Raw genomic sequence first — 8,425 nt, 5'->3', positions numbered from 1 at the left:
TCGCGGTACTTTCATCACTCCGTCACCCCATCACAATTATAAGTAGTACGGGAATATTAACCCGTTGGCCATCGACTGTCCCTTTCGGGTTCGCCTTAGGACCCGACTAACCCTCAGCTGATTAGCATAGCTGAGGAAACCTTAGTCTTTCGGTGTGCGGGTTTCTCGCCCGCATTATCGTTACTTATGCCTACATTTTCTTTTCTAAACAGTCCAGCAATACTCACATATCACCTTCAACCCAGTTTAGAATGCTCCCCTACCACTTGTATATACATACAAATCCATAGCTTCGGTAGTATACTTATGCCCGATTATTATCCATGCTCGTCCGCTCGACTAGTGAGCTGTTACGCACTCTTTAAATGAATGGCTGCTTCCAAGCCAACATCCTAGCTGTCTGGGCAGACAAACCTCGTTTTTTCAACTTAGCATACATTTGGGGACCTTAGCTGATGGTCTGGGTTCTTTCCCTCTCGGACATGGACCTTAGCACCCATGCCCTCACTGCTGAAAATCATTATATAGCATTCGGAGTTTGTCAGGAATTGGTAGGCGGTGAAGCCCCCGCATCCAATCAGTAGCTCTACCTCTATATAACTAAATCAGCGCTGCACCTAAATGCATTTCGGGGAGTACGAGCTATTTCCGAGTTTGATTGGCCTTTCACCCCTACCCACAGGTCATCCGAAGACTTTTCAACGTCAACCGGTTCGGACCTCCACTGTGTGTTACCACAGCTTCATCCTGCCCATGGGTAGATCACACGGTTTCGCGTCTACCACTACTGACTATAGCGCCCTATTCAGACTCGCTTTCGCTACGGATCCACACCTGAAGTGCTTATCCTTGCCAGCAACGGTAACTCGTAGGCTCATTATGCAAAAGGCACGCCGTCACCCCACTTAAGGGCTCCGACCGCTTGTAGGCGTATGGTTTCAGGATCTTTTTCACTCCGTTATTCACGGTTCTTTTCACCTTTCCCTCACGGTACTGGTTCACTATCGGTCTCTCAGGAGTATTTAGCCTTAGCGGATGGTCCCGCCAGATTCAGACAGGGTTTCACGTGCCCCGCCCTACTCAGGATACCACTATTCTTATCTTCTCTTACTTGTACGGGACTATCACCCTATATCGTTAACCTTTCCAGGTTATTCCAATTCAATCCGCAAGAAATATCGTGGTCCTACAACCCCAAAACTGCCGTAACAGCTCTGGTTTGGGCTTTTCCGCGTTCGCTCGCCACTACTTACGGAATCACTTTTGTTTTCTTCTCCTCCGCCTACTTAGATGTTTCAGTTCAGCGGGTTCGCCCATCTATCGATGTACTATGTCTTCAACATAGTGGGTTGCCCCATTCGGATATTTACGGATCAATTCGTATGTGCCAATCCCCGTAACTTTTCGCAGCTTATCACGTCCTTCTTCGCCTCTGAGAGCCTAGGCATCCCCCATACGCCCTTATTTTGCTTATTGTACTTACTTTTTTTAAAATATACCTTAACGGTACACCCTAAATTCTGTGCTTTCTAATTTTTTTGTTTTCTTATCTCAATATGTCAATGAACGGTTTCTTTTAGAGGAAAGAGTCTAGAACAAAGATCAAAGACAACGTCTTTTATCTTGATTCTTGTTTCTCTTTTCTACCTCCTAAGATAGTGGAGAATATCGGAGTCGAACCGATGACCTCCTGCGTGCAAGGCAGGCGCTCTAGCCAGCTGAGCTAATCCCCCATTCTTTCTTATTTTGAATGTTGAATTTCGAATTTTGAATTAATCCCTAATCCAAATCCCAACTTCCAGAATTTCCTTATAAGTAAAAATTGTAGTCCCGGGCAGACTCGAACTGCCGACCCCTACATTATCAGTGTAGTACTCTAACCAGCTGAGCTACGAGACTATTTTTAAATTATTTTAAATTTTGAACGTTAAATTTTAAATGATATATCTAAAATCTAAGCATCACTCTTTAAAAATAGTATAAACTCTTTTTTTTACTTATTCTTCTTTTTTTTTGAACTAACAGCGAGAGTAAAATCTCTTGTATGCATAAACCCTAATTATCGTGTCTCTAGAAAGGAGGTGTTCCAGCCGCACCTTCCGGTACGGCTACCTTGTTACGACTTAGCCCCAGTTACCAGTTTTACCCTAGGCAGCTCCTTGCGGTCACCGACTTCAGGTACCCCCAGCTTCCATGGCTTGACGGGCGGTGTGTACAAGGCCCGGGAACGTATTCACCGGATCATGGCTGATATCCGATTACTAGCGATTCCAGCTTCACGGAGTCGAGTTGCAGACTCCGATCCGAACTGTGACCGGTTTTATAGATTCGCTCCTGGTCACCCAGTGGCTGCTCTCTGTACCGGCCATTGTAGCACGTGTGTAGCCCAGGACGTAAGGGCCGTGATGATTTGACGTCATCCCCACCTTCCTCTCGGTTTGCACCGGCAGTCTCGTTAGAGTTCCCGACATGACTCGCTGGCAACTAACAACAGGGGTTGCGCTCGTTATAGGACTTAACCTGACACCTCACGGCACGAGCTGACGACAACCATGCAGCACCTTGTAATGTGTCCGAAGAAAAATCTGTTTCCAAATCTGTCACACTACATTTAAGCCCTGGTAAGGTTCCTCGCGTATCATCGAATTAAACCACATGCTCCACCGCTTGTGCGGGCCCCCGTCAATTCCTTTGAGTTTCAAACTTGCGTTCGTACTCCCCAGGTGGGATACTTATCACTTTCGCTTAGCCACTGAGCTTGCGCCCAACAGCTAGTATCCATCGTTTACGGCGTGGACTACCAGGGTATCTAATCCTGTTCGCTCCCCACGCTTTCGTCCATCAGCGTCAATATATTGATAGTAACCTGCCTTCGCAATTGGTATTCCATGTAATATCTAAGCATTTCACCGCTACACTACATATTCTAGTTACTTCCCAATAATTCAAGTCTTGCAGTATCAATGGCCGTTTGATCGTTAAGCGACCAGATTTCACCACTGACTTACAAAACCGCCTACGGACCCTTTAAACCCAATGATTCCGGATAACGCTTGGATCCTCCGTATTACCGCGGCTGCTGGCACGGAGTTAGCCGATCCTTATTCCTACAGTACCGTCAATCTACCACACGTGGTAGGGTTTCTTCCTGTATAAAAGCAGTTTACACACCATAGATGCTTCATCCTGCACGCGGCATGGCTGGATCAGGCTTGCGCCCATTGTCCAATATTCCTCACTGCTGCCTCCCGTAGGAGTCTGGTCCGTGTCTCAGTACCAGTGTGGGGGATCTCCCTCTCAGGACCCCTACCCATCATCGTCTTGGTAAGCCGTTACCTTACCAACTAACTAATGGGACGCATGCTCATCTTGTACCGTTGGAACTTTAATAATCAAATGATGCCATTCAATAATACTATGAGGTATTAATCCAAATTTCTCTGGGCTATCCCTCTGTACAAGGTAGATTGCATACGCGTTACGCACCCGTGCGCCGGTCTCAGGTTAGCAAGCTAACCCTACCCCTCGACTTGCATGTGTTAGGCCTGCCGCTAGCGTTCATCCTGAGCCAGGATCAAACTCTTCATCGTATATTTTTAATATTTTACGATAATCTCTAGGTCTAATTTGTTATACTCGAAAAATCTTACTCTCTCTTTGTATGCTGTCAATCCAATATGTCTATGAACTTAATTCTCTTTGTTTTACCACTAACGCGTCTCCTTGTTAGCGGCTGCAAAACTAAAAATTCTTTTTGTTTCTCGCAAGATTTTTTTGAAGTTTTTTTTTGAAAAAATTTTCTTCGTTTATCTTACTCAATATCTTTAAGAACTTCCCTGTTTTGCGGGTGGCAAAGGTAAATCACTTTTTTATTTCTCGCAAATCTTTTTTGACTTTTTTTCTAACCTTAGTCAATCCCAATCTGCCGTACTATACTTCAATGAACTCCCTTATTGCGGCTGCAAAACTAGAACCTTTTTCCATCTTTACAAACTTTATCAAACCTTTTTTTAAATCTTTTTCTTAACAACCTCATTACAAAGACATAACAGCAATACCTTTTTTTCTTTCTCCAGGGCTTTGCTCGCGCAAATCCAAGGATTGGGCAGGTTTTACGCATTTTTAAACTATATATACCGGGTAAAAAAACACCTGACAGATTCCAAAAACCTATCAGGTGAGGTGAAATTAGTACAATCATACCTATATATAGGTGCGTTTTCTGAAAAATAATGCCCGATAGCTTATCAAAAACTGTCGGGCATATAAAAAATATCGTATATTATTTCTTTTTTAGTCGAAACGAATTGCTTTTACCGGTGATATCTTCGTAATAATATAAGACGGAATCAGCAAAACCAGCAAACAGACGACTATTGTTCCCAGGTTTAATAGTAAAACCGGAAGCACCTCAATTACTACCGGCGCTTCGGTAACATAATAATTCTCCGGATTCAGTTTTACAATTCCAAAATATTTCTGAATCAACAACAATCCGATTCCGATTCCATTACCCCAAAGCAGTCCTCTTATAATAAGGTATAATGCATTGTATAAAAATATTTTTCGAATCATCCAGTTATCGGCACCAATCGATTTTAGAATTCCGATCATTTGTGTACGCTCCAAAATAAGTACCAACAAAGCCACTACCATATTAATTGTCGCCACAACCACCATCACGATTAGTATCACTACTATATTAAAGTCGAACAATTTCAGCCATTCAAATATATTATAATATTTCTCTTGAATCGTTCTACTATTATAGGTAGGCGGAATTTCAGCGTAAATCGCCTCACCCTTTTCTTTTATCTTCGAAAAATCATCAATAAAAACTTCAAACTCCCCTACGTCATCTTTACTCCATTTATTGATACGCTGCACATGTCGGATATCACCTATTATATAAGACGCATCAAACTCCTGAAATCCGGAATTATAAATCCCGACGATTTCGAAACGACGCAGGTTGGGTAATTTATTTCCTTCTTCCTTCATAAAAAAGGTATTAAACTTATCCCCTAACTTTAATTGTAAGCGATCTGCCAGGTATTTTGAAATGATCACTTCATTATTAAGTGCCTCTTTTAAATTCGGAATCCGACCGGCAACAATATACTCTTGAAGATCATTCCATCGGAAATCCTTCCCAACACCTTTAAACACGATCCCTTCGAAAGCCGTCTCCGTTCGTATAATCCCCGCTTTGGACGCTGTGGCCTGTACATGACTGATACCCTCTATATTTTTAAACTTCGGATAAAACGATTGGTGAATCGAAATGGGTTCCACACTTACCTCGGACTGATTATCATCGTAGTTGGTAATAATCACATGCCCGTTAAAGGCCGCGATTTTCTGGCGTATTTTTTGCTGCAATCCAACGCCCGTCGCCACGGAAACAATCATCATAATGATTCCGATGGCAATAGCTGCAATTGCAATTTTTATTATTGGTGCAGATATACTACTTTTATAGTTTTTAGTAGTAATTAGGCGTTTTGCTATAAAATATTCTAATCTCAAAACTTATGGTATCAAATTCCGTTTTCAAAAATACAGTTTTATTCTTGGTTTTAGCGATAGTATCCTGCGGAAATTCTGCGATTAAGCACAAAGATCCGAAAACTAATCCGACAAACGAGGCCACAACTACCAATCGACCAAAGGAACCGATTCTTACCGGAGCCGATAATTTTGAGAAATACCAGTCACTTCTTAGCGGCAAGAAAATTGGCATTGTAACCAATCCGACCAGTATTGTCAACTACAACGGCGACAAACAAAAGCTAAGTAAGCCGCTTCATCTGGTTGACTTTCTATTGAAAAGCAAATTGGATGTTATAAAAATATTTGCACCGGAACATGGTTTCCGCGGAACCGCCGATGCAGGAGAATTGATCAAAGACGGAAAAGACACGCAAACCGGTTTGCCGATCATCTCCTTATATGGTAACAATAAAAAGCCAAAACCGGAACAATTAAAGCAAATTGATGTTATGGTTTTTGACCTGCAAGATGTGGGCGCTCGTTTTTACACCTATATCTCCTCCTTACATTATGTAATGGAAGCCTGTGCCGAAGAAAACATTCCTTTAATTGTCCTGGATCGTCCGAACCCGAACGGTAGTATAATTGATGGTCCAATATTGGAAAAAGAATTTACCAGCTTTGTAGGCATGCATCCGATTCCGGTTTTACATGGGATGACTATCGGGGAATATGCCCGAATGATCAATGGGGAAAAATGGCTAAAAAACGGGGCACAATGTCAGTTAGAAGTTATTGCCTGTACAAACTATAAACGGACTATGCCGTATAGCCTACCGGTAAAACCGTCGCCCAACCTTCCTAATGATCAATCCATCAACCTATATGCCAGTCTTTGTTTGTTTGAAGGCACCAATGTGAGCATGGGACGGGGTACCGACAAACAATTTCAGATTTACGGTTCTCCATTTCTGCCAAAATCCGAATTTAGTTTTACGCCCGGGCCGAATTTAGGAGCTAAAGATCCGGTACATAACGGTAAAATGTGTTATGGCGAAGACCTCTCAGGTATTCCAAAGGTAACCAAGCTCGAACTAAAATGGCTGATCAAAGCCTATCAAGAAACATCCGATAAAAAAGTATTCTTTAACAACTTCTTTTCCAAACTAGCCGGAACGCAAAAATTACAACAGCAAATTGAATCCGGATTGCCCGAAACAGCCATTCGGAAGTCCTGGGAAAAAGGTCTGAATTCCTTTAAAAAAATGCGCACCGCCTACCTTATATATGAAGACTAATTTTTCAGTTGCTTGAAATTCCCGATTAAAAATACCATTTCCCGACGCACGTTCTTAATTACCTCGCTTATTGTGATCGTAATTACGACCGTTGCGGTCTTTATTTTAAGCAATCTGATAACCCAAATCACCGAAAAATCCAATGAAGAAATTGCCCAGCGTAGTTTCCTAAAAAAATACGAAGTCTTACAACAGGAATTCGGTCGCTTGCTGGAACAAAAGAAAAACGTACAGGAAGTCCTTAAAATAAGTAATGATCAAAACATAATCAACAACCTTACGGTACTCAATGCGATTCAACTAAGCAATCCGGTTGTATTATGCAATTGGTTTCAGATTAACAACGGTACGATTTACACCAACGATTCTGAAAAAGGTACTTTCCAAAAGCACCTGAATCTTTTGGTTGATCCTTCTGATAAAGAAGAGAACTCCAGCATACTTTTAAAACAGGGCGATACCTTAATATGGCGCAACTATTTTAAAATTAAAAAAGACGCCGCCACTACCATTCGTTATGGTTATGATATTGATTTAAAAAAACTACACGACTATTTTGCATTAATCGATGGTAATGCGCCCAACTATGCGTTTGTTTTCGACCAAAACGGAACCTGTATCTTCCACCCGGAAGCGGAGAAAAACGGTAAAAACATTTTTGATTTTACCAGTCTGAATCCTTCGGATACGCTTATCACGAACAAATCCGGATTTAATGAAACCGTCGCTTTATCGGAATACCTGCAACTGGATGTAATACGGTTTGTAAAGCCTTTAAAACTGGAAGGCATTAACTGGTATGTGTGTATCAACTTCCCGAAAATGATCGCCGATGAAAATGTAAATAAAGTCAAACAACATGCCTCGGCCATATATTTGATCACTACATTTATTCTGGTTTTTATCTTTTACCTTTTTAATCGTGCCAACCGAAAAGAATATCTGGAAAAAGAAGCCCTGGTTGCTGATAAAAACAATCTTTTACTGGAAAACGAAAAGGTTCACAAAGAAAATGCATTGATTCAGTTACAACAACTCAAGGAACAAATCAATCCGCATTTTCTGTTCAATACGCTCAATTCCTTATATATGTTAATTGACGTTGATGCGCCAAAGGCTAAAAAATTCACTTTAAACCTGTCGAAAATATACCGTTACCTGATTGACCCGCCACAGGAAAATATTGTCCCGTTAAGCGATGAACTTTCTTTTATCGAGCAATACATCTTTTTACAGATGACCCGTTTTAATCAGGAGCTACAATTTTCGATTGAAATTGAGGACGATTCGGGACTAATCAAAAACATTCCGTATTTATCGTTACAGATTTGTATTGAAAATGTAATTAAACACAATTTGGCCACCATAGCATCGCCTTTAAAATCCCGCATTATTGTTAAAAAAGATGCTGTATTTATTATCAATAATTTACAAAAAAAGACCAGTACTGAACAAAGTAATAATTTTGGCTTAAAATACTTACAAAGTATCTATAATTATTATTCTAAAAAAGACTTCAAAACCTTTGAAGAAAATGGAGAATTTATTTGCATTCTACCACTAATTGAGTAAGAATAAGTCATTCACTCCCAAATTAGAGCCACTCACTCCGTTTTGTTTTTATATCGTCACAG

The 8,425-nt window shown here is 41.1% G+C and carries 3 protein-coding genes, 2 tRNA genes and 2 rRNA genes (1 of these 7 running past the window's edge); 2 read left to right on the top strand and 5 right to left on the bottom strand.

Annotated features, from left to right (window positions below):
• The 5 genes from ABFU83_RS00455 to ABFU83_RS00435 all read right to left on the bottom strand — a co-directional run.
• A 23S ribosomal RNA gene (locus tag ABFU83_RS00455) occupies window positions 1-1,476 on the bottom strand; it reaches 1,405 nt to the left of the window's first position.
• 183 nt (window positions 1,477-1,659) lie between these two features.
• Window positions 1,660-1,733: transfer RNA gene (locus ABFU83_RS00450), tRNA-Ala, on the bottom strand.
• 92 nt (window positions 1,734-1,825) lie between these two features.
• A tRNA-Ile gene (locus tag ABFU83_RS00445) sits at window positions 1,826-1,899 on the bottom strand.
• 175 nt (window positions 1,900-2,074) lie between these two features.
• Window positions 2,075-3,590, bottom strand: a 16S ribosomal RNA gene (locus tag ABFU83_RS00440).
• Together the 16S and 23S rRNA genes with 2 tRNA genes alongside form the textbook arrangement of a ribosomal RNA operon.
• A gap of 703 nt (window positions 3,591-4,293) precedes the next feature.
• On the bottom strand, window positions 4,294-5,529 hold the full coding sequence (locus ABFU83_RS00435) for an FtsX-like permease family protein (protein ID WP_347068041.1): 1,236 nt from the start codon (window positions 5,527-5,529) through the stop codon (window positions 4,294-4,296).
• 5 nt (window positions 5,530-5,534) lie between these two features.
• On the opposite strand from ABFU83_RS00435, the gene ABFU83_RS00430 reads away from it, so the two are divergent.
• Together ABFU83_RS00430 and ABFU83_RS00425 are read left to right on the top strand one after the other, a co-directional pair.
• Window positions 5,535-6,791: a DUF1343 domain-containing protein gene (locus tag ABFU83_RS00430; RefSeq protein WP_347068040.1), complete on the top strand. Its 1,257-nt coding sequence runs from the start codon at window positions 5,535-5,537 to the stop codon at window positions 6,789-6,791.
• Window positions 6,792-6,803: 12 nt separating this feature from the next.
• Window positions 6,804-8,363: a histidine kinase gene (locus ABFU83_RS00425; protein WP_347068038.1), complete on the top strand. Its 1,560-nt coding sequence runs from the start codon at window positions 6,804-6,806 to the stop codon at window positions 8,361-8,363.
• Window positions 8,364-8,425 lie beyond the last annotated feature (62 nt).

Source organism: Flavobacterium sp. WV_118_3 (assembly GCF_039778605.1).
Taxonomy (GTDB): domain Bacteria; phylum Bacteroidota; class Bacteroidia; order Flavobacteriales; family Flavobacteriaceae; genus Flavobacterium.
This window is presented reverse-complemented; position numbering and strand designations above follow the sequence as displayed.